This is a genomic window from Pseudomonas sp. P867 (genome assembly GCF_019891455.1).
In the GTDB taxonomy this organism is placed as follows: Bacteria; Pseudomonadota; Gammaproteobacteria; order Pseudomonadales; family Pseudomonadaceae; genus Aquipseudomonas; species Aquipseudomonas synxantha_A.
In genome coordinates this window covers 45,076-66,680 of the sequence record NZ_JAFLXB010000007.1, presented here as the reverse complement: position 1 = coordinate 66,680, position 21,605 = coordinate 45,076, and the positions used below count along the sequence as shown (strand labels likewise).

At 60.4% G+C, this 21,605-nt stretch carries 14 protein-coding genes; 3 read left to right on the top strand and 11 right to left on the bottom strand.

The features are described from left to right. Nucleotides 1–59: 59 nt before the first annotated feature. The 9 genes from J1G33_RS14515 to J1G33_RS14475 form a co-directional block, all read right to left on the bottom strand. Nucleotides 60–3,167, bottom strand: a complete 3,108-nt coding sequence (locus tag J1G33_RS14515) for an autotransporter serine protease (protein ID WP_223018276.1) — start codon at nucleotides 3,165–3,167, stop codon at nucleotides 60–62. Nucleotides 3,168–3,281: 114 nt separating this feature from the next. Next, entirely contained in the window at nucleotides 3,282–6,239 is a 2,958-nt protein-coding gene (locus J1G33_RS14510; protein ID WP_223018275.1) for an autotransporter serine protease, read from the bottom strand. 45 nt (nucleotides 6,240–6,284) lie between these two features. Beyond that, a complete protein-coding gene (locus J1G33_RS14505; RefSeq protein ID WP_223018274.1) occupies nucleotides 6,285–7,625 on the bottom strand; it encodes a TolC family outer membrane protein in 1,341 nt (446 codons plus the stop codon). 2 nt (nucleotides 7,626–7,627) lie between these two features. After that, nucleotides 7,628–8,941 carry an HlyD family type I secretion periplasmic adaptor subunit gene (locus J1G33_RS14500; RefSeq protein WP_005788451.1) on the bottom strand — a complete coding sequence of 438 codons (1,314 nt, stop codon included), beginning with the start codon at nucleotides 8,939–8,941 and terminating at the stop codon, nucleotides 7,628–7,630. Next, nucleotides 8,938–10,692 (bottom strand): type I secretion system permease/ATPase, encoded by a 1,755-nt coding sequence (locus J1G33_RS14495; RefSeq protein WP_223018273.1) that lies wholly within the window; start codon nucleotides 10,690–10,692, stop codon nucleotides 8,938–8,940. Before J1G33_RS14495 ends, J1G33_RS14500 begins: the two co-directional genes overlap by 4 nt. A gap of 99 nt (nucleotides 10,693–10,791) precedes the next feature. Next, complete coding sequence (locus tag J1G33_RS14490; RefSeq protein WP_032875255.1) at nucleotides 10,792–11,160, bottom strand: AprI/Inh family metalloprotease inhibitor; 369 nt, start codon at nucleotides 11,158–11,160, stop codon at nucleotides 10,792–10,794. Nucleotides 11,161–11,206: 46 nt separating this feature from the next. Next, on the bottom strand, nucleotides 11,207–12,640 hold the full coding sequence (locus tag J1G33_RS14485; protein ID WP_005788454.1) for a serralysin family metalloprotease: 1,434 nt from the start codon (nucleotides 12,638–12,640) through the stop codon (nucleotides 11,207–11,209). 366 nt (nucleotides 12,641–13,006) lie between these two features. Beyond that, a complete protein-coding gene (locus tag J1G33_RS14480; protein ID WP_148853203.1) occupies nucleotides 13,007–14,113 on the bottom strand; it encodes a P1 family peptidase in 1,107 nt (368 codons plus the stop codon). Nucleotides 14,114–14,122: 9 nt separating this feature from the next. Further along, nucleotides 14,123–15,487: an APC family permease gene (locus J1G33_RS14475; RefSeq protein ID WP_223018272.1), complete on the bottom strand. Its 1,365-nt coding sequence runs from the start codon at nucleotides 15,485–15,487 to the stop codon at nucleotides 14,123–14,125. Between the two features lie 199 nt (nucleotides 15,488–15,686). Between J1G33_RS14475 and J1G33_RS14470 the strand changes: the two genes are divergently transcribed. Further along, on the top strand, nucleotides 15,687–16,472 hold the full coding sequence (locus J1G33_RS14470) for a LuxR C-terminal-related transcriptional regulator (RefSeq protein ID WP_223018271.1): 786 nt from the start codon (nucleotides 15,687–15,689) through the stop codon (nucleotides 16,470–16,472). A gap of 2 nt (nucleotides 16,473–16,474) precedes the next feature. On the opposite strand, the gene J1G33_RS14465 is transcribed toward J1G33_RS14470, so the two are convergent. Further along, the gene (locus J1G33_RS14465; RefSeq protein WP_032875250.1) at nucleotides 16,475–16,927 is read right to left on the bottom strand and encodes a M10 family metallopeptidase C-terminal domain-containing protein; all 453 of its coding nucleotides are present in this window, start codon (nucleotides 16,925–16,927) and stop codon (nucleotides 16,475–16,477) included. An 852-nt stretch (nucleotides 16,928–17,779) separates the two neighbouring features. Between J1G33_RS14465 and J1G33_RS14460 the strand changes: the two genes are divergently transcribed. Further along, nucleotides 17,780–18,052 (top strand): DUF1652 domain-containing protein, encoded by a 273-nt coding sequence (locus tag J1G33_RS14460; RefSeq protein WP_005788459.1) that lies wholly within the window; start codon nucleotides 17,780–17,782, stop codon nucleotides 18,050–18,052. Nucleotides 18,053–18,132: 80 nt separating this feature from the next. Here J1G33_RS14460 and J1G33_RS14455 read toward each other — a convergent pair whose 3' ends face one another. After that, nucleotides 18,133–20,577: a UvrD-helicase domain-containing protein gene (locus J1G33_RS14455; protein ID WP_223018270.1), complete on the bottom strand. Its 2,445-nt coding sequence runs from the start codon at nucleotides 20,575–20,577 to the stop codon at nucleotides 18,133–18,135. Between the two features lie 218 nt (nucleotides 20,578–20,795). Here J1G33_RS14455 and J1G33_RS14450 point away from each other — a divergent pair, with 218 nt between their 5' ends. Continuing rightward, nucleotides 20,796–21,491 carry a pirin family protein gene (locus J1G33_RS14450; protein WP_032875247.1) on the top strand — a complete coding sequence of 232 codons (696 nt, stop codon included), beginning with the start codon at nucleotides 20,796–20,798 and terminating at the stop codon, nucleotides 21,489–21,491. Nucleotides 21,492–21,605 lie beyond the last annotated feature (114 nt).

The window sequence follows — 21,605 nt, the reverse complement described above, 5'->3', positions numbered from 1 at the left end:
GAGTGAGCTTCTGTGGCGAGGGAGCTTGCTCCCTCGCCACAACCAACTACACCTGACCTTTAGAACGCCCAGTCCAGGCTCAAGCCGACGCCGTGCACCTTCTCTTTGCTGGCCAGCAGGCCGTTGTAGTCAAAGTTCACCCGCGCATCCTTGCTCAACGCCAGGCTGACCCGTGCCCCAACCAGTGCGGCATCCCGCACCATCGGCGCACTTTCGACCGCGAACGACGGGCCACCGGAGGCAAACGCCAGGTGTTGCTCGGAATCGGTGCTGCTCAGGTTGTGCTGCCAGCCCAGAGTGCCGGAGACTTCCAATTGCTGGTGGTCGTTGACGTTGAAGGTCTTCAAGGCGCGCACACCCAAGGTGCTCAACACCAGGTCGCGGCTGTCGTCGCCACTTTTCAGCGCAGCGGCATCGCCCTTCTCTTTGAAGCTGTCCGTGTCCAGGTGCACATAGGCCAGGTTGGCGAACGGCTCCAGGGCCAGCGGTTGCAGGTTGATGCGATACGCCGCTTCGGTGAACACCTGGGTGCTGTGCGCATCGACCTTGGCCTTTTGCTTGCCGGCGACATCGCCGTATTGCAGGTCGCGCTTCACATCGGCGCGGTGCCAGCTGTAGGTCGCCCCACCGCTCAGGCGCCAGGCGCCGATTTCATGCCCGGCATAAGCACCGAAGTGGTAGCTGTCGACCGAGGCGCGGCTATGGGTGTCGCTGCCCATGTTCAGCGAGGTATCGCTGTAACCCGCGACCAGACCAATGCGCGTGGCGTCGTCGAGGGCACCGTCCACCCCGGCAAGCATCCCGCCGATGGAGGTGTTATAGCCAGCGGTGTCGCTGCGGCTGTCGGTCTTGCCCCAGGCGCCCAGGGCCTTGACCCATACGTTGCCACGGCTGTCGATGGCTTGGCTGGTTGCGCCCATCTCGCCATTGCGCAGGCGCTCGCCCACTGCTTCGCGTACATAACGGCTGTCATTGACCAATGCAGTTTGCAGCGCCGGATAGACTTCACCGCTCAGTTGCTGGAACGCGCCCTGGGCCGAAGCGGCCGTCGGTGCCAACAGCAAGCTTTCATACACGCCATTGCCCGCACCCAATTGCTCAGCGGCTGCGGCCACGGCGCGTTGGTTCGGTGTAGCAGCAACACTGGCGAAGCTGTTGGTGCGTGTCACGTCTAACTGCACACCGTTGGCCGCGTAATTCAAGGTGCCGCCGACAAACAGATAGTTGGGCAGTACAGCACCAAAACTGCCGGTGACACCGCCCGCCGCTTGCAGGATGTTGTACTGACGGCCGATCAGGCTTTGGGCCTGGGTTGCACTCAACAGTGTCGGGCTGTTTTCCAGGGCCAGGGTTACGGTGCCGCCATTGAGCGTGGCGGTACCCCCGGCGACGATACGGTCGCTGCTGGTAGGCGATAATTCCACAGCGTAGGTCGAGCCCGGGTTGAAGGTGACATTACCCGCCACGTTCAGGGTGCCAATGGAATTGCCCGGCGCCACGGCGCCGCCGCTATTTGCCGTCAGCGAGCCGATACGCCCCGAGCCACCGATTACGCCGGTCTGGCTGACGATGACATCGGAGGTGACCGAACCGTTGACCGCCAGCAAGCCCTGATTGACCAGGGTCGGGCCGCTGTAGGTGTTGGCGCCGGCCAGCACCAGGGTGCCGATGCCCTGCTTGGTCAAGCCGCCATGGCCTGAAATGTTGTTGCTCCACACATCCAGCCCGCAGTGCACGTCGTTGCAAATGCGCTGGGTCGGTTTGCCCGCGTCCACCACCGCACCGACGCCCGGCAGGTCCGCGACGAACTGCCCGCTGCCATAGGCGCCCTCAATGCGGAACTCGGCAGGAATGTCCTCGGCGGTGATAAACATCCCCGGGCCGTTGACCGCCTTGCCCAGGTTGATCATGCCCCAGCCATACAGCGAGTCGATACCCGGCGCGCCGAGGTCAGTGGCCGTGGTCTTGAGCACCGTGGAGATCTGGTCGCCGCTCATGTACTCGAAGCGCTCCATCAGCACCGCTGCTGCACCCGCCACATGGGGGGCGGCCATGGAGGTGCCGTTTTTGTTGGCCCAGTCGGTGGTCAGGTTGTTCAGGTCGGTGCCGTTGATGATCGAGCTGTAGATCTTGGTACCGGGTGCCGATACGCAAAAACTCGCCGCATAGCCGCAACGTGAAGAGAAGGTGCTGATCACATACGGATCAGGGCTGGCGGTGTCCGGGTTCTGCTGCAATGCCGCCACCGACAGCCAGTTCGGCGCAATCTCCGGCACAAAATACGCCAGGCCGGAAATCGCGTCCGGGTTGTTGCGGTTGTAGTCGTTACCGGCGGCAAAGATGGTCAGCACACCACTGCGGGCCGCGTCGATGGCGCCTTGATAAGCACCACCTGCGATCGTGCCGAGGATCGGCCGGATCGTATTGAACTGCGCCTGGGCTTCATTCACGGTGAAATTGGGGAACGCCGGATCGCGGCCGCCCTTGGCGTACTGGTCACCGATGCCGATACCCCAGCTGTTGTTGATGATGCGTGCGCCGCTGGCAACCAACCCGTCCCAGCCGGCCTTGTAAACCGCGCCATCGTTGCCGAGGATAATCCCGTCTTCCGGGCCCGGGTCACCGTTTTCGGCGGTGAGGATTTGCGCATTGAACGCCACGCCATGCATCGGCCCGCCATCGCGGTTACCCGCAGCAATGCCGCCGACGTGGGTGCCGTGGTTACCCAGCTTGCCGTTGGAGTCCTTGGACGGCGTGCCGTCGTAGCGGAACGCATCACCGGCCTTCACCGGGATATACGGGTCGGTATATTGGCGAATGCCCTCGGTGACAATCGTCACCACCTTGTCGGGGCTGGCGAATTCCGGGTGCTGGGCATACACCGGCTGGTCAAAGATCCCCAGCTTGACGCCCTTGCCGGTGTAGCCGGCGGCATACGCGGTGTCGGCATGCACGGCGCCCAAGCCCCAGTCGGCCTTGAACTCGTTGCTGCGCCAACTGGCGGCATCACCCAGCTTGCCGGTTTCCACATAGGGTGCAGCCTGAGCGGTTCCCAGGCTTGCCAGGCAACACAGCAACGCGCCGTATGGCACGCAGCTCAGCGCCTTGAGCGGGTAGCCCGGGCCGGTGTGGATGGCGGTAGTTAACCCTGACTTGCGTTTTTTCACGGTGACCTTCCTTAGTTTTCTTATTGCACGTGTGTAAATCACTTTCTCCAGAACACCGCCGATTCAATGTGGGCGCTGGCTTGCCTGCTCCCACATTTTTTGTTCGCGGTGTCTTCAGAACTGCCAGTTCAGGCTCAAACCCACACCCTGGGTTTTCGCGCGGCCACCCAACTGGCCGTTGTAATCCAGGTTGACCCGCGTCGCGGCATTCAGCGCCAGGCTGGCTTGCAGCCCCACCAAAGCAGCGTCACGCAGCAACGGCGCACTGCGCACGGCGAATGAAGGCCCGCCTGCGACAAACGCGAAGTGCTCTTCGGATTCCACGGCGGTGAGGCTGTGTTGCCAGCCCAACGAACCGGAGAGTTCCAGTTGCTGGTGGTCATTGAGGGCCAGGGTTTTCAATGCCCGTACGCCAAGGGTGCTGAGCACCGCATCGCGGCGGTCACTGCCGCGTTCCAGGGCGGCGGCATCGCCTTTTTCGTGGAACGACTCGCTGTTCAGGTGCACATAGGCCAGGTTGGCGAACGGTTCCAAGGCCACCGCTTGCAGGCGGATGCGGTACGCTGCTTCGGTGAAGACTTGCGCTGTGGTCGCATCCAGCTTGGTTTTTTGCTTGCCGCTGACATCACCCCATTGCAGGTCGCGCTTCACATCCCCGCGATGCCAGCTGTAGGCACCGCCGACACTCAAGCGCCAGTCGCCCAGCTCGCGCCCGGCATACGCGCCGAAGTGGTAGCTGTCGATGGATGCCGATGAGTGCGTGCCGCTGCCCATATTCAAGGAGCTGTCGCTGTAACCGGCGACCACACCCACGCGGGTCTGCTCATCCAGTGCGCCATCCACGCCCGCCAGCAGGCCGCCGATGGAGGTGGTCGAACCGGCCGTTTCGCTGCGGCTGTCACTCTTGCCCCAGGCACCGAGCGCCTTGAACCACAGGTTGCTTTCGCCGCTCACTGGTACGTGGCGCAGGCGCTCGCCCACGGCATTGCGCAGTTGCAGGCTGTCGTTGATCAGCATCGCGCCGACGGCGGGGTAGATTTCACCGGACAGTTGCTGCAAACCCTGCTGGGCGGTGGCGACTGACTGCGACTGCAACAGGCTTTCATACACCGGGTTGCTGGCGCCCAATTGCTCGGCAGCCGCCGCCACGTTGCGCTGGTTACGGGTGGCGGCGACGCTGGCAAAACTCGCGTCGTTGCGCCCCACGTTCAGTTGCACAGCGTTGGCGGCATAGTCGAGGGTGCCACCGAGGAACAGGTAGTTGGGTAGCACTTGGCCAAACTGGCCCTGGATGCCGCCCGCGGCCTCAAGGATCGAGTATTGCCGGCCAATCAGGCTTTGGACCTGACTTTGACTGAGTAACGTGGGGCTGTTTTCCAGCGCCAAGGTGACGGTGCCGCCGCCCAGGACCGCCTTGCCGCCCGCGACAATACGGTCGCTGCTGGTGGGCGTCAGTTCCACTGCATAGGTCGAGCCCGCGCCGAGGTTCACATCTCCCGCTACCTGCAAGGTGCCCACGGAATTGCCCGGTGCCACGCGGCCGCCGTTGTTTACCGACAACGCGGCGATACGCCCGGAACCGCCAAGGGTGCCGCTGTCATTCACGGTGACTGCCGAGGTCAGCGAACCGTTCACCGCGAGCAGGCCGCCATTGACGATAGTCGCGCCCCGATAGGTGCTGTCACCGCTGAGGACCAGGCTGCCGGCGCCAGATTTGATCAGGCTGCCTTCATACACACGGTTCGCCGCTGCCTGGTCGCGGGCGTTGCCGATGGCGTAGTCGGTCTGGTCCTGCTGGCTGGCGGTGGCGCTCACGCCGTTCTGCCAGCCCTTGTCGATCAGGGTTTGCTGCCAGGCGCTGTGCTCGGCGCGGTCCTCGGCCTGGCGCGCAAGCAAGGCCTGGTCGGAGATACCGTTGCTCCACACATCACCCTGCCCGGCTGCCAGGTTCACATCCATGGCTCCCAGCAGTTGACCCGGGCCGTGCATCGCCCTGCCGAGGTCCGGCACGCCCCAACCGACGATTGCGTTGGGCGCCTGGGTGATCGAACCGTCAAGCTGCGTGGCAGTGGTCAGCAACACCTGCAACGCTTGCTCGTTGGTCATATAGGGATAGCGCTCCATCACCAGCGCCAACGCCCCGGTGGCATGGGGTGCCGACATCGAGGTGCCGGATTTGACCCCATAACCACCGTCGGGAATAGTGCTGTTGATCAGCGCGCCGGGCGTGGAAATGCACCAGTATTTGGCGATACCGCACTTGTTGTATTTCTGGTTATTAGCCTTATCCAGCCCCGACACCGCCAGCCAGTGGCCTTCCAGTTCCGGCTGAAAATACGGCAAGGCCGAGCGCACGCTGGCATTGGCATAGCCGCTGTTGCCGGCGCTGAACACGTTGATCACCCCGGCCTTGGCCACATCCGCCGCGGCGTCCAGCCAGGTGCCACGGTTGTAGTGCTGGGCATAGGCGGCGTGCAGGTCACCGAGGGTCTGGTAGCTGACATCCTTGGGCTGGCTGCCCCAACTGTTGTTGATGGCGCGCACGCCGGAATCCACCATCGCGGTGTATACCGTCTTGAAGTACTTGGGGTCTGGCGTCGGGCCGAACAGGAAGCTGTCGTTGGCGTTGGTGTTGCCCACATAGACTTGCGCGTTGTACGCCACGCCGTGCATGCCCACGCCGTCGCGGGCGGCGCCCATGGTGCCGGTGACATGAGTACCGTGGGAATCGTTGTTGGGGTTGAGCGCGCCCGTGGTGCTGAACGCGCTGCCGTCGACATAGGTGCCGGTGGCGGTCACCGCATGAAAGCGGTCTTTGGAGGCTTCGGGGTGATTGGCATCGAAGCCCGAGTCCAGCGCGCCGATTTTCACGCCTTGGCCGCTGATCCCGGCGGCGTAGGCTTCATCGGCCTTCATACGGCCCAGGCCCCAATCGCTTTGGTATTCGGCCGAACGCCAACTGGCCGGGTTACCCGCTTGGCCGGTCTCGGTGTATTGCGCCTGTGCCGCAACGGACAACAACAGCAATGAACCTGCGGTGAAGGGTTTGAAACGCGGTGAATCAGTGATCATCTGCACACTCCTGATTATTGTTATTCCCCTTATAGGAGCGAACTCCTACAGGTTTTTATCCGGGCCGAAGGCCTCGTCTACCTTGGCCAGGTCGGTGTCGCGCAAGTTGCCCGCGTAGTAGTGCAATTTGGTCCAGGCCATCAGGTAGTCGTACCGCGCCTGGGCCAGGTCGCGGCGAGTGCTGTAGAGCTGCTGCTCGGCATTCAGCGCATCAAGGTTGACCCGCTCGCCACCAAGGATGCTCTGCTTGGTCGACACCACCAGCGCCTCGGCGGATACCAAGGCTTTCTGGTAGGCACGCAGCTTGCTCACGCCCGACAGACACGCACTGAACTGGCGGCGCAGCTCGATCAGGGTTTCGCGGGTCTTGCCTTCCAGCTCGTACTCGGCCTGCTCCATTGCGCGGCTGGCCTGGCGGGTGGAGGCCGAAATGCCGCCACCGGCATACAGCGGCATGCTCACTTCGACGCCAATAGTGTTGGTGTCGTAGCGCTGGTTGTAGGTGTTGCCGCTGTCGGACTCCTGTTTGCGCGACGTGGCATACGCGGTGATTCGCGGCAAATGCCCGGCACGATTGCGTTCCACTTCATAGCGCGCCACTTCCAGCGACTGGCGCTGTGAAGCCAGTACCGGGTTGTTGGTGAGCGCCAGTTCATGCCAGGTGTCGTAGTTGGCCGGGGTCAGGGTGAACGCGGCAAAGCTCTGGTTCAGCGGCGCCAGGTCGTTGATGTTGACGCTTTGCACGCCGATCAACGCGCCCAGCTCCCTGAGTGACGCGTCCTGCTCATCCAGGGCCTGGATCTCTTCGGCAGTGGCCAGCTCGTAGCGCGACTCGGCTTCAAGGATGTCGGTGCGCGTGCCCTCACCTGCCTTGAACAAGTGCTCGTTCTGCTGGAATTGCTGCTCGAAGGCCTTTTTCTTTGCCCGGGCGATGTCGATCTGATTCTGGGCAAACAGCGCCTGGGTGTAATAGCTCAACACCCGCACCAGCAGCGCCTGGCTCTTGTCGCGAAAGCTTTCATCGGCAAACAGCGCCTGGGCCACGCCCTTGCGGTAGTTGGCATAGGCTTCGTAATCGAACAACGGTTGTTGCAGGCTGAAGGTGGAGCCGTAGCTGTTGTAGTTGCGGTCGTCTCTATAGCTGCCGCCGCGCCCGTCGGGCAGATGCGCCTCGGAGTTGTTGCGGCCCTTGTTGTAGTTGTAGGACAGCCTCGGCAGCAGCCCGGCGCGGCCGATGGTGCGGTTTTCCAGGCCGGCGTCGCGCTCCTTGATCGCGCCGAGGAACACCGGATCGTTGCGCAGCGCCTGCTCATAAACATCGAACGGGCCCATGGCGGCCTGGGCACTGCCACATACCAGCAATAGCGAAATGAACACTGGCTTCATGCTCATTCCTCAGTCAACGCGGAGCCGGCGCGATCCAGCAGCGGCTTGAACAGGTAATTGAGCAATGACCGCTCGCCGGTACGCACGAACATCTCGGCAGGCATACCGGGCTTGATCACCAAACCGTGGAGTTTTTCCATCGCCGCGTCGCTGACGCTGGTGCGCAGCACGTAATACGGGGCGCCTGTTTTTTCATCGAGCATCTGGTCGGCGGAAATCAGGCTGACTTCGCCCGGTACCCGTGGCGTGCGGCTCTGGTTGAAGGCGGTGAAGAGGATGTCGACGGGCAAGTGCGTGCCGACCTTGTCCACCAGATGCACCGGTAGATGCCCTTCGACTTCCAGGCGCGTGCCCTGGGGCACGATTTCCAACAGGGTTTCCCCGGCGCGCACCACGGCGCCTTCGGTGTGCACGCTGAGGTTGACGGCGATGCCATCGGCCGGCGCGTTGATTTCGCTGTGTTGCAGGTTGAACCCCGCAGACGTGAGTTGCTGCTCCAGGGTCAGGCTGCGCAATTGCGCGTCGGCCAATTGGCTGCGCACCTCTTTTTGATACTCCTCGCTGTGCTGCTGCAATTTGAGCCGCGACTCGACAATGCCCTGCTCTATCCGGCCGCTTTCACCGGCGTTTTGCGCCAGGTCCTGCTGCACCTGAGACAACTGGCGCTGGTAGTCCATCAGCCGGTTGCGCGGGATGTAGCCGTTGTCGGCCAAGGGTTGCAGATTGCTCAGTTGCGCGCGCAGGGATTGGGCCTGGGCGGTCAAGTCACTGCGGGCACGGCGCATACCGCTCAACTGTGAGGTAGCGCCTTCGATGCTGGCGCGAATCCCGGCTTGTTCACGGGCGAAGGCGTCGCGGCGGCTGCTGAACAGCTGGCGCTGGCCTTCCAGCACCAACGCCAGGGCTGGATCAGGGTTGGCGCTCAGCTCGGTGGGAAAGGTAATGCTCGGCAGATTGTCGCGCTCGCTCTGCCAACGCGCCACACTGGCCCAGGCCATGCGGTACTGCGCTTGCAGGGATTGTACGTCGGCCTGGTTCTGGGTCTGGTCGAGACGAAACAGCGGCTGGCCCTGCTTGACCAGTTCGCCCTCCTTGACCAGGATGCGGCTGACCACACCGGGGCTGAAGGTTTGCACGGCCTTGCGCTTGCCCGACACCACCACGGTGCCTTGCACCGGGATGCCCTGATCCAACGGTGCCAGGCTGGCCCAAAGGAAAAAACCACCGGCACCGACGACCGTCATCAGCCAGCCCATGCGCACGAAGAAGCGGGCATCGCGCTCTTTGAAACGAGGTTCTACCGTAATACTGCTCATGCGCCTGGGTTCCTTGCGGCCGGGTACTGACGACTGAAACTGACACCGGTTTTCTCTTTCGGCGCTTCCTGCTGTTGCCCGGACAACGCCCGCAGCACTTCCTGGCTGGGCCCGAACGCTTGCAGATGGCCTTCGCCGAGCACCAGCAATTTGTCGGCCTGGGCCAATGCCGAGGAGCGATGCGTCACCAGCACGACGCTGCTGCCTTGGGCTTTCATCTGCACAATGGCGCTGGCCAACGCCGCTTCGCCGACCGTATCTAGGTTGGAGTTGGGCTCATCCAGCACAATCAGGCGCGGCCCGCCGTACAGGGCGCGGGCCAGGGCCACGCGTTGTTTCTGGCCACCGGACAGGCCGCCGCCGTTATCGCCCAGCACCGTGTCGTAGCCTTGGGGCAGGCGCAGGATCAGCTCATGCACACCGGCCTGTTGCGCGGCCTGGACCACCAGCTCCGGGTCGGCCTCGCGAAAGCGTGCGATGTTGTCGGCGATGCTGCCGCTGAACAGCTCGATGTCCTGGGGCAAATAGCCGATGTGCGGGCCGAGGTCGTCGCGGTCCCAACGGTGAATGTCCGCGCCGTCCAGCCGCACGGTGCCGGCCAGGGTCGGCCACACGCCCACCAGCACGCGGGCCAGGGTGGACTTGCCGGAGCCCGACGCGCCCAGCACGCCCAGCACTTCACCGGCCGCCAGGTTGAAGCTGACTTGATGCAAGGTCGCCATGTGCCGCCCCGGTGGACCAGCACTGACCTGTTCGAAACTGACCTGGCCCTTGGGCGCCGGCAAGGCCATTTGCTCGCCCTCTGGCGGGAATTCACGCAGCAGCCCATCAAGGCGCTGGTAAGCCAGCTTGGCCGAACTCCATTGCTTCCACACCGCGATCAGCTGGTCGATGGGGCTGAGTACGCGGCCCATCAGGATGGAGCCTGCGATCATCATCCCGGCGGTCATCTGGCCCTTGATCACCAGGTAGGCGCCCAGCCCCAATACCAAAGATTGCAGGCACAGGCGCAGGGATTTGCTCAGAGAGGTAATGACCGACCCGGTATCGCTGGCGGTGTTCTGGAAGCCCAAAAACTGCGAATGCACGTCGAACCAGCGTTTGCGCAACGCACCGAGCATACCCATCGCCTGGATCGTCTCGGCGTTGTGCAGGTGGCTGGTGGCCAACTGGGTCGACTGCTGGGAAAACACACCCGCCTCGCCCAATGGTTTTTTGGTCAGGTATTCATTCAGGCAAGCCAGGGCAATCAACAATACCGCGCCAGCCGTGGCCAGCACGCCGAGCCACACGTTGAAGAGGAAAATCACGAACAGATAGATCGGGAACCATGGCGCATCAAAGAACGCGAACAGCGCAGGCCCGGTGATGAATTGACGCAACGCGGTCAGGTCGCCCAGTGATTGCCCAGCATGACCCTGGCCGCGTTGCAGGTTGCGTTCGAATGCGGCCTTGTACACGCGCAGATTGAAACGCCGCTCCAACTGGCTGCCAATTCGAATCACGATAAAGCTGCGGATAACTTCAAGCAGGCCAATAAACGCAAAGAAGCCCACGACCATCAGCGTCAACATCACCAGGGTGGTTTCATTCTGGGAGGACAACACACGGTCATACACTTGCAACATGTAAATCGACGGCACCAGCATCAGCAGGTTAATCAATGCCGTGAAACAGCCAACGCTGATCAAAATACTCTTGTATTCACCCAGCGCCCTGAATAAGGGCGCGACCCCTTGGGACTTCGCCATATTGTTTTATCTTCCTGGAGCGCACTGCACGTAATAGTCGCCCTGCCGAGGAAGCGCACGGCCAACTGCTAAATCGAGTTATATGCTTATAACTTTTAACTAAGGCATTCGTTTCAGCTCGACAACTTGCCCGGTTTTAGTGCGGGCTTGATATTCGCCTTCTTTCTGGCGATTCAAATGCGTGATCCCTGAGCCTTCGGCGTTAAACAGCCAAATGCCGTCCGGCGTTGGCGACCACGTCTGTGGCTTGTCGCCCAGCCATTGCTCCACACAAGCGATATCGCCTCCCAGGGCATTGGCCTGTTCCAATAAATCCAGCGCGCATACCTGGTCCTGCTGCTTCAATTGCCAATGCCCCGCCAACTGGGCGGAGGTCGGTAATACAAGACTGCTAGCCATTGCGTGGGCTCCTGCCAAAACGAACAACACCTGCGAAGCACAGGCGATCAAATGAGAAAAACGTGGCATATAAAGCTCCATCCTGGAGCGCGGCGCCGAGGCGCCGCGCCGTGCATCAGGCCACGATGTCGCTGACGGCTGCCTGGCCAACGGTGGTGACGAGGAAATCCGCCACGCCGTGCCCGGAGAAGTCCACGGCCAAGGTGCCCAGGTTAGTACCCGAGGCATAGCTCAGCACAGCATCGCCGGCATGGCCGGTGAACGCATTGACGAAGCTCAAGCCCGCCCCCTTGGTGATGCCCGACAGATCGATCTTGTCGGAACCGGAGGTGAAGTCAAAGATCTTGTCCGCAGCCCCTGGCTTGGAATCGGAACTGGCACCGTACACGAAGGTATCGCTGCCGGCCCCGCCCCACAGTTGGTCCGCACCGCCGCCGCCGTAGATGAGGTCGTTGCCGGCCCCGCCCTTGATGGTGTTGGCGACTTGGTTACCAATGATCAGGTCGTTGCCCGAACCGCCGAATGCGTTCTCGATGGTGACGCCCTTGGCGATCGACACGTTGCCGACCAGGCCGCCAACATCGGAGAACGAGGTGGCAGTGAGGTTGATCTTCTGGTTTTGAGTGAAGCCAGAGAAGTCCAGGGTGTCGTTGCCGCCACCGTCCCACACCGAGAACACCAGCTTGTCGGCGTTGGATGTGGCGCTGAGGAAATCACGCCCGGTGTTGGAGTTGAACCCGTAGGTGGTGTCGCCGGCGCGGGTGTTGAGGTTGGCACCGTAGAGCTTCTGGATCGCGGCGATGTCGTCGATCAGCGGGCCGGAAGCGTAAGCCTCGACGCCACCTTTGCTGAAGTTCTGGTTGGTGTTGCTCTCGCTCCAGTAACTCATGAGGCTATAGCCACGCGTGTCCTGTCCATAGGTCGCGTCGTTATAGGTCGGGTTGCCGTTCCCGGCGTTGTAGTCGCCAGGGTGAGCCAGGCCCAGGGTGTGGCCGATTTCGTGGGTCAGGGTCTGCCGACCATAGTTGTTCAGGTCCGGAGTCTTGTTCGGCGTGTAGCTGTTGTTGGTCAGGTACCACGAGGTGCCATCGTAGCCCGCACCGGTGCCGGGCAGGTAAGCGAAGGCCGCGGCGCCGTCCTGGCCGCTGCTGTAGTTGCCGAAGGTCATGTGACCGTCACCGCCGGAAGCCTTTTCGGTAAAGGTCACGTTGGCGACATCCGACCAGGATTGCATGGCCAGTGCGGCCTGTGCTTTCTGCTGGGCGTTGAACTGGCTGAACCCTGAGATGCCATGTTTGTTCATGGTGCTCTGGGTAGCCGAGGTGAGGAAGGTGTAGGTCAGATCGATCTTGCCGTTGCCATCAAAGTCCCGATACGCGGCGCCATCCCGCAGCAGCTGGGTCGCTGCCTGGTCCACGGTGTAGGACGGTTTGCCATTGACTGTGAGGTTACCGCCACGGTCATACAAATGGCTGAAGCTATCGATTTGCGAGTAAGCAGTGCTGGCTTGCGCGGCAGATACAATAGCTTTGTCTTTTACTTTTGACATAAACGTACTTCCTTGTTTGCAAGTGCATCAGTCTTTGTTCGATAGGAACCTCGCGGGCGAGGATAGTCCTATCACTCACCTCTTTTGAAGGCGTAAGAAAACTGACACAACTTGAAATCTTTCGTCTACATCTATTTCCACAGCAAAAATGTGACACAGGTTCAACTTGAGGAAGTCCCACGCAGTGTTTACTGGGAACGCTTGCTTTTACCCGCCGAATTCGAGCGCCGCATTATTTAAATATTAAATAGCAGTAAAGCCGCTCCAAGTTGAGCGGCGCACTTGAGTAATGGATCCAATATATTGTCACGGTGTCATTAGCGGCATTAAATAGCCACTACTTGCACTATTAAAGTGCAGTGTCCCCTATTGCCGGGGCACACTCCAGCCACACTTGTGCAATGCTGCCAAGAGGGTCTCGCCGGCCAGGCCAGGCACCTGGACACCCGCCTGTGTGGTCATGTCTTCCCCTGCCAGCATCGCGTTGATGATTGCTTCTTCCACTGCCTCCGCCGCCGCGCTGAACAGTGGAGAAATATGATCGTTATTGACCATATGCAACGCGGTACGCAGCGGCAGGTCCTTGCGCCCGTAGTCCGCCTGCGGCAAATCCTGATTACCGGTGGCAAAGGCCAGAAACAAGTCACCGCTGGAATCCTCGGTGCCGCCACCGGTGCGTGCGATACCGATGGACGCCCGCTGCGCCAGGCGTTGGCACTGATGGGGCAGCAACGGCGCGTCGGTGGCGATAATCACCACGATGGACCCCATGCCGGGCGTGCCCTGCTCGGCAAAGGGCGAAGTGATGTCCATCAAATGTCGGCCCACCGGGTAGCCATCGACCCGCAGCTCCTGGCGCTTGCCATGGTTGGCCTGCACCAATACGCCGACGGTCCAGCCGCCCTGCTCCGCCGACAAGCGCCGGGATGCGCTGCCGATGCCGCCCTTGAACTCATGGCAGATCATCCCGGTGCCGCCGCCCACGGCGCCTTCCTGCACCGGGCCGGTTTCGGCATGGTCGAGTGCCTGGCGCACATGCTCAGGTTGCACATGCTGGCCCCAGATATCGTTGAGCAGGCCGTCATAGGTTTCCATGACCACCGGCATGCACCAGTACACCGCGGGGTCTTGCAGGCGTTCGCGCTCCAGGGCGATCAAGGTGTCACGCACGATCCCGACGCTGTGGGTGTTGGTGATGGCCATCGGCGTGGTCAACAATCCGGCCTCGTTGATCCACTCAAGGCCGGTGGCATCACCATTGCCGTTCAGCACGTGGTACCCGGCAAAACAGGGTTGATGCCGGGCCTCACCGGCGCGTGGCTGGACCACCGTCACGCCGGTACGCACCTGCTTGCCGTCGACACGCGTCTTGAGCGTGGTGTGACCGACGCGAACCCCGGGAACATCGGTGATGGCATTCAATTCGCCAGGCGTGCCCAGCCCCAGCGTGATACCCAATTGACGTGCGCGCATACCCACTCCTTACAATTTCTGAAAGACCGGACTCGACCGGCCACTGATGCAATACAAAATCACCGACAGCGCCAGCAAGCCGATAATGACCATGATGTCGCGCATCGACGCCTCAAGGATCAAGGTCACTAACAGATACCCCGCGCCGAGCACCGCCAGCACGGCCGGCAACGGCCACAATGGCATGCGATAGGGATGTTCGCGATCACGCAGCAGCACCCGGCTCATCAGCGCGCTCAGCGCCACCACCAGGTACACCAGCATGATCAGCAACACGCTGAACGACGTCAGATCCGCCAGGTTCGAGCTGAAACTCAACAGCGCCGAAGGAATCGCCAGGAACAACGTAGCCAGCCACGGCGAATCCCAGCGCGGATGAATCCGCGTGAACAGCTTGTTGATACTCGGCGTCCACAGTGCATCGCGTCCGCTGCTGAACACCACCCGGCCGATCTGGATGACAATGGCCACAATTGCGTTGAACACCGATAGGAAAATCCCGGCACTGACCAACCGCGACAGGGTTTCATTACCGTGACTGGTCAACAGATAGCCAATGGGGTCGGGGCTGCTGATCATCTCACTCAGGGACGGCGCGCCGATCAAGAGTGCGGTGATTGGCACCAGTTCGATCACCACCACCAACCCCAGGGACCACAGCACCGCCTTGTGTACCCCCTTGCCGCCGCATTTCATGTCTTCGGCCAGCAACACCGCCGGGCCGTAGCCATTGAATGAGAACAGGCCAATACCGACGGCACCGATCACCAGGGCCCAGGGCGCGAGGTGCAACACGCCGTTTTCGACGATCTGCGGCTGGAACAATACGCTGGCCGGCTGCACCGGGTTGCCGAAGCCGATCACCACAATCACCAGCAACGCTGCCACTTCCAACAGCAGGCAGGTGCCGGTAATCCAGGCATTGAGCTTGATATTGAGAATGCCCAGGGCGTAGCTGCACACCACGATCACCAGGGCGACAGTTTGGGAGTCGAAGTTCGTACCCAGGGCATTATTCAGATAAGTCGCCGCACCAGTCGCCAATACCGGCGGAATAAACAGCAACATCACCAGCACTGTCAGGAACGTGGCGTAGCCGGCCATGCCACCAAACACGCGCTTGGCATACACATACTCGCCACCGGCACTGTTATGGGCGCGTCCGAGTTCGGCGTAACAGAAGGCGAACATCAACGCCAGCAGCCCGGCCATCACAAACGCCAGGAACACACCGCTGCCCGCTTGCTGAATGGCGAACGGGGCGATCACAAATACGGAACTGGCCGGCGTCACCGCAGAAACGGTGATAGCCACTACATCAAAGACGCTCAAGGTGGGCTTGAGCACGCCATCGGGCGTGGGGGTAGCGGTCATATCGTTATCCTCTGTCGTTGTTTTTGGTGTGAGGCAGAAACGAAAAATGATGTGTGTGTGCGGGATATGCTTCCCGTTGAATAGTGACGACGTTATCGGCTGGCGGGCCGGTAGGCCAATTCCCCTATTGGCGTACTCCCCTTGACGGTACCGGCTAAAAGCCGAACCCTTGGCCGATCTTTTGAGGGGAGCCAGTGATATGAGCCTGTTCCGGGAAATCGGCATGCACGCGGGATTGGGGCGCACCCTGTCACAAATCGGCAGCGAACGGTTCTGGAAACAATTGGTGCTGTTATTGCACCAATGCCTGCCCTTCGATAACGCCCTGGCGATTTTCTACCCGCTGGACGGCCCGCCCCAGGCCCTTGAGGAGTACGACGCCCAGCCCAGCAGCAAACCGGCGTCGATGCTGGTGTACCTCAACGGTCTGTACCTGCTCGACCCGTTCTACCAGGCGTGCCGCGAGAACTATGCCAGCGGCGTGTACCGCCTGGAGGAAGTGGCGCCGGACCATTTTCGCCAGAGTGAGTACTTCCTCAACTACTTCCACGACAACGTGCTGGAAGACGAAGTGCAGTTGATCCTGCAATTGCCCGGTACCGGCACGCTTTCACTGTCCCTGGGCATGCAGCGACGCTTCAGCTTTGAGGAAACCGGGCTGTTGACCACACTGGCTGCTTGGGTGCTGCCATTGATGCAGCAGCACTGGCAGCAAAGCACTCAGCGAGCACCGGCAATAGACAGCCAGATTCGGGACGCGCTGAGTCATTTCGGCAGTGGTGTACTGTCGGACCGCGAGCTGGAAATCGCTCGCCTGGTGTTGCGGGGTTTTTCCTCCAAGGCCATGGCCGAACGCCTCAAGATCTCGCCGGACACGGTCAAAGTGCACCGCAGGCACCTTTACGCCAAGCTCGATATCTCGTCACAGCCCGAGTTGTTTTCACTGTTTATCCAGTCGCTGGGGCATGACCTGGAGAACCCGTAGGCTTAATCCGAATGGAAGAAATTAATATGCTGCGGCAACAGATTTACACCATCAACGCGTACGGAAAAGTTCGGCCCTTCGGCATTGACTTTGATAGTCAATGTACTCACGCCGAACGCGTGGCTCAGTTGCACATCGCCCACCTCCACAGGCGGGCCTGGTTGAATATTGATTGCTGATATAGCGTGGTCCTTTAACATCAGGGACACATCGATCTCATCTTCTTTCGGATTGAAATTCAGGATCGTGTCCGGATCATCGCTGAGGGAGTCGGTGCTTTTTTCATATTTGAATGTATTGGCCCCCTGACGCCCCACCAGTTGGTCGCCGCCTGCCCCACCGACCAGCACTGAAGGCTCGCCGCGCCTGGCCTCCAGGCGTTCGCGCTGGTCTGTGCCACGCAATTCGGACTGGGTCCATGTACCGCCGATTGGAAGGCTTTCTATGGAAGACATATAAGTCACCTGTTGATAATCAGTTATGTGAGAGTGTTACGTGTTGCGGCCGAAATCTCTCACAGTGACACCCCTTCTTTCCATTCGGAATAGTTGACAGAAAATGTCTTAATCATGACGCCATTATTTATTTAACCAGTGGCCGGTTAATTATCTGAAAAGTGTCAATTAACGTCCGGTGCGATGTAGGCCGACCCGTTGCACAACTTGATAGCAGCCAACGTAACCACGATGCGAAGCGAGCCGCTCTTGATCTGCTTTTGATCTTGATCTTAGGCGCCCCGTCAAACCACGCTGGCCGGAATTCGACAGGGATTTGGGGGGTAAACCGGCAGGGATGCCGGTTTAGCCGCCCCGCGCCATGGATGGCGCGTGGCGGCGGCCCCCCAAATCCATGGCGGATTACGGGCACACCGAGCCTAAGCGAGGTGCCGAGTGGTGGGGCAAGAGCGCTTTGGTTACTTTCGCGCTTTTCGAAAGTGACCCGCTGTAAAAGCGGAACCAATAGTGGCCGTTACCCAAACAACGGATATGTACTCGGCTGATCCAGCACCCTGGTCGGCCCTGAGGCCGCCATCGGGAGCAAGTCGAATCCTGCGCCAGCACAGCGAACAAAATGCTTGAGATTGCCTAAATCTACCCGCCCCCCACAATGGCCAGACGACCATTCGAAGTAATGGCCTTTTGCCTAATCTGCTGTAGGACATGATCCACATCAAAATCAGGTAAAAGAACCGCCGAACGGGGCCGAAAAACTCACCTTGTACTTGCGAACGAATGCTATTTTTAAGTTCTTCGCCGTCTTGACCAACGAAGGTCCTGACCCCTGCCGCGAGCTAAAGGAAGCGCTCAATGAACAAGGTGGGCAACATGAACAAAGTGACTTTTCCCAATGCGTGCCAGTTGATGCGCTGGCATTTTCATCCGATGGGCTTCGAGGGGAGTATGGATGCCCCCGGCAGCATGATCGCCCGCCTGTTCGACCGCGCCAGCGGTGAAACATTGATCGCCATCGCCGGCATACCTTGCGCCACAGTGATGAACGCCGCTGATGTGGAGCGCATTATCGAGGCCGTGGAGGATGAGCTGGAGTGTTTTGTGCCGCCGTTGTCGTTGCGGGCCTGAATAGTATTTGTCAGCCGCCGATTACCTGATGCGGGAGGGGACAAGCCCCTCCCACATTTTGCTGTGTGTCAGATGAAGGTTCAGCGCTGATCGTCGAAAAACGCTTTCTTGCCATCCACCCGCTCGGATGCCCTGGGCACGTTTACACCCTGGCCCTCCGACTTTTCCACATACCAGTAGCAGTGGCTGACCGCTCGGGTAATACCGACGTAGGCCAGTCGTAGTATTTCGTCCTTTTGCGCATTGTCGTACGGCTCGCTGTCACCTTCCTTGCCCAAGCCCGCCATGCGGTAGACCTGGTTTTTGTAGGGCGAGCTGGTGAGATGCTGGCAGTCCCCAAGCAGAAATACTGCATCGGCCTGCAGGCCCTTGGCGCTGTGGTAAGTGAGCTGTTTCAGACGGCGCTCGTGGATCGGCAAGCTAGAATCCACATTAACAACAGACTGAATATGCTCTTGAATCAGCAACTTATCGCTGCTTTTTCGATAAAGCATCAAGACCGTATCCCCGCGTTGATAATGCTCCAGCAACCGCCGGCCGAGCGCCGCGTCGTCGCGCTCCAGCACGGTAACCGGCACCAACGCCTTGGACTCGCCACTGGCCTTGGCCTTCTTGCCGGGGATGGCCGGTGCGGTGCGCACGATATGCTCGGCCGCGTCGATGATGTGTTGGTGGCTGCGGTAGTTCTCGCCCAGCATCACGCGAGTGGTGCTCGGTGCGACAAATTCCTGGTTGAACTCCATGAAGTACTTGGGCGAACTGCCGCGCCAGCCATAAATCGACTGCCAGTCATCGCCGACACACAGCAAGGATGAGCGTTGCGCCCCACGCCCGACGTGCATGGCCGGGCCGCGACTGCGGATTTCCCGCAGCGTGGCACGGATCCACGAGACAATCTGCGGCGATACATCCTGGAATTCGTCGATCATCAGGTGTGACATCGGCCGCAGCAAGGGATCACTGAGCAGCTTGAGGTTCTCCGGGGTATTTTCGCCAAACAGGGAAAACATTCGGTTGTAGGTCATGATCGGCGGTGATTGATCGAGCAGGTGGTCTTCCAGGGCCTTCCAGAAAATGCTCAAGGCCTCGAAGAACAACCGATCCGGGTCATCCTTGGCGAAGCTCATCTGGCCCACGGCCGTCGGTACGTCCAGCCCGAGGTTCTCGATAAACCCGGCCGCCATGACAAAACTGTCCAGCAGCGGGGCCGAGGCGAGTTCACCCTTGACCTTGTAATCAAAGCCCGGCCCGGCCGTGGCTTCGCCGGCCAGACTGCTTAAAAGGCGCTTGGATGAATCGTAGTTATCAAGCCATATCAACGGCTTATGGCAGAAAGCTTGAAACAGGGTGCGCTTTACCGCCCACTCTGCGCGCACCGATAGTTTTGAGTTTGGGCGGCTGATCCCCGCGTTTTCCCGCGCATCGAAACCCAATACGACCCAGGCATCCAACTGCGGGATATAGCCGTGACAATGAAACTTGGCACCGTTGATTTCAAAAGTCTGACGGCTGGGTTCGATGCCTTTGATCGGCCAGGCGCCCGCGCGGAACCACAGGTCCTCGATCACGTCGCAGAGTTCTTCATCACGTTTGGCCGCCAACTCGGTCACGGCCATGCGCTTTTGCACGTCCGGATGATCGCGCTCAAGCTCCTTGAGCTGCAGGCCCTGGCGAGCCAGCGGCGCAATCAACTCGCGAAAACGCGCATGATGCCCCTGCAAACGGTGATAACAGGCGTTCATATGTTGGCGCTGGGCATCACTGATACGTAGATCGAAGGCATTGCTATCGGCGTCTTCGAAGCCGCCACTGAGGTTTTCAAAGGCTTGCAGCCGTTCAAAACCCGGCAGGCTGCGCACCATCGGCAGGATGCGCGAGTGAAACGTACGCACCACCGCCTGGGCTTGTTTCAGGTCAAGGGGTTGGCCCCACAGGCTCAGAATCTCCATGAGCTTGTTGATGAAGTCCTTGCGCGACTCGCGGGTGAACGTCACCACGGTCATCGAACTCAACTCAAAACCCAGGTAATGGGTGAGCAACAGGATACGCAACACCAGGGAGGTCGATTTACCTGCGCCGGCGCCCGCAATCACCGAGGTCGAGGGCGTGTCGCTGAAGATCATCTTCCACTGCGCTGTGCTCGGCTGCGCGTGGGCTGGCAGCAGGCGCGCCACATCCGCCTTCATGCGCTTCTTCACATCGGCGGTGAGCGGCAATCGCCAATCGTCGAACAGGCTGTCATCCACACCGGGCGCTCGGTGCTCATCAGGGCGAAAGTCGCGAATCAACAGGACTTGCCGGCCCTCTTCAAGACCATCGGCCTTACCCTCGCGATACCCATATTCCACACCGGCTTCATGCCCATTGCGAAAACCGTCGGCCTGGCCATGCAGCCAGGAAAACCGGTGCTGCGCGCGCAAACGGGTGAGACCATGGCCGAACAGGCGAGCGGCCAGCCGCTTCAATAACGGCATTTCAGCCAAGGGGCGCAGTTCAGGGGGCAGATCAGGCTTTTGTTGCGGCACGCGGACTCCTGCGATGAGCTTGGCTTTGACAAGGCCGCCATGGTCGCCGGAATCGACGCTCAGTTCCAGCCAATTGCTTTACGGTCATGTAGTTAGGCGATGAAGTGAAAGTTGAAGCAGGTTTAAATGATCGAATTGATGGATAGGAATCAGGCATTTTTTACGCTTTTTATCGATCATGCGCTGCTGGATGATGGGCTCATTCCCAGGAGACGATCATGCTTGAACTTCGACCTTTCAACACCCTCGGCGGCGCCCATCATGGCTGGCTCGACGCCCATCACCACTTTTCATTCGCCGAATACCACGACCCCGAGCGTATGCACTGGGGCAATTTGCGGGTATGGAACGACGACATCATCGCGCCTGGCAGCGGTTTCCCCCAGCACCCGCACCGCGACATGGAAATCATCACCTACGTACGCGAAGGCGCAATCAGCCATGCCGATAACCTGGGCAACAAAGGCCGCACCGAGGCGGGCGATGTACAGGTGATGAGCGCTGGTACCGGGATCGCCCACAGCGAGTACAACCTGGAGGCCACCCCGACCAAGATCTTCCAGATCTGGATCATCCCGAATGAGGCCGGCTTGCCACCGTCCTGGGGTGCCAAGCCGTTTCCGCAAGGTAATCGTGAAGGCTTTGTGACGCTGGCCAGCGGCAAGGCTGGCGACAGTGAAAGCCTGCGCATTCGTGCCGATGCACGCTTGGTGGCGGCAAACCTGAAAGCTGGGGAAAGCGCCGAATACCGGCTGGACAACGGACGCCGGGCGTACCTGGTGCCGGCAACCGGCGTAATTGAAGTCAATGGTTTGCGCGCACAGGCGCGAGACGGCGTGGCCGTTGAGGATGAGCAAGTGTTGCGGGTGACGGCGATCGAGGACAGCGAGATCGTGCTGGTCGACCTGGCCTGATCTTGCATCATGCTGCTATCTAATGTGGGAGGGAGTTTGCTCCCGATGAGGTTATGCCAGTCAACACATCTGTGACTGACCCACCGCTATCGGGGGCAAGCCCCCTCCTACACC